The sequence below is a fragment of the Alicyclobacillus mali NBRC 102425 genome (assembly GCF_001570745.1).
Classification (GTDB): Bacteria; Bacillota; Bacilli; order Alicyclobacillales; family Alicyclobacillaceae; genus Alicyclobacillus; species Alicyclobacillus mali.
This window is the reverse complement of record NZ_BCSG01000077.1, coordinates 1-1,245: the sequence shown is the minus strand read 5'-3', so window position 1 is coordinate 1,245 and position 1,245 is coordinate 1. Positions and strand designations below refer to the sequence as shown.

The window sequence follows — 1,245 nt, the reverse complement described above, 5'->3', positions numbered from 1 at the left end:
TCAGGAACGGGGACACACGTATGGCGGCGGACGTAACCCACGCCGTGTTCGACGCTGCCTTTCTCATGGGGTTCACCGGGACGGCAAAATTCGCTGTCGAACAGGTAATGGGCACGCAGGTTGGACAAAAGTACATGTTCCTCGCGGGCAGGGCCAGCCAAGATTTTAGTGACCGCGGTTTTGGGGTTGTCGTAGCGAACACTGCGCGGCACACCACCGAACCATTCCAGCGCGCGGCGATGACCCTCGAGGAACGCTTCGATCTTCTCCGTGGAGAAAGCACAGGCAAAGATGACACCGCTGTACTGCAGTCGCATCACAAACAGACTGACCTCCGTCTTCTTGCCGCGCATCTGCACAACGACTCGTCCGAAGTCAGCCTGTGCCAGCTCACCGGCGTCCGATGTGAGCGGGATATACGCCTCCTGGTTGCGCTTTCTTAGCCTGCTTACCCAGTACCGCACGGTGGATTCAGCCGCGGTGAACTCCTCGCCGTACTCCTCCTGTAGCCGTTCGTAGATTCTTGAGGACACGTAACGCTGTTTCTTAGGAGCTCCCGCCTTCTCTTCCTCCTTAAGCCAGGACTCGATGACGGGGATCCATCGTTCCATAGCCGGGCGAGAGCGAGGCTTGGTCAACCGATACTTGGGGATATCAGCGTCGGCCAGCATCTTGCGCACTGTTTGTCGCGAGACTTGGCATTGCCGGCTGATTTTACGAATCGACCATCCGTCCACATAGTACCGCTTTCTGATATACTCCTTGTCGACCATCTCGAGCACATTCCTTTCCTCCTGTCTCCCCAGAGTTCGGACCAAACTCCAGGGTACAGGACAGAGGTGCCGGGGTGGTCAACTTTTTGGTTGTCAAAGTACCCCCACGTGGTCAACTTTTACGTTAGCAAACACAGCAAGATCAGTGGGATAGATAACAGACCAAGGGTGTGACGTGAGTGAAACTCGAAGTAAGAGGTATTTCAAAAAGATACGGTGGAAAAGTCGCCGTCGAGAATGTGTCTTTCACGGCAGAATCAGGCGAAGCATTTGCGCTCTTGGGAGGTAACGGAGCTGGCAAGACTACGACTCTAAGAATGATTTTAGGTATTGTCGAGCGCGATACAGGTGATATTCAGTTGGATGGGACTGACGTTAGGGGAATGCACTTCAGATTTGGGTACTTACCTGAAGAGAGGGGGCTCTACCCTAAGGCACGAGTTGTTGACCAATTAGTATACCTGAGCCCTTT

Annotated in this window: 2 protein-coding genes; one reads left to right on the top strand and one right to left on the bottom strand. The window is 54.1% G+C overall.

Translation table 11 applies throughout. The annotated features are described in order from the left end of the window. Nucleotides 1-773, bottom strand: a 773-nt coding sequence (gene istA / locus AMA01_RS13435; RefSeq protein ID WP_231862971.1) for an IS21 family transposase, incomplete at its 3' end; no start/stop codon positions are given. Between the two features lie 179 nt (nt 774-952). Between istA and AMA01_RS13870 the strand changes: the two genes are divergently transcribed. Beyond that, a partial coding sequence (locus AMA01_RS13870) for an ATP-binding cassette domain-containing protein (protein ID WP_156468468.1) occupies nt 953-1,245 on the top strand: 293 nt, incomplete at its 3' end.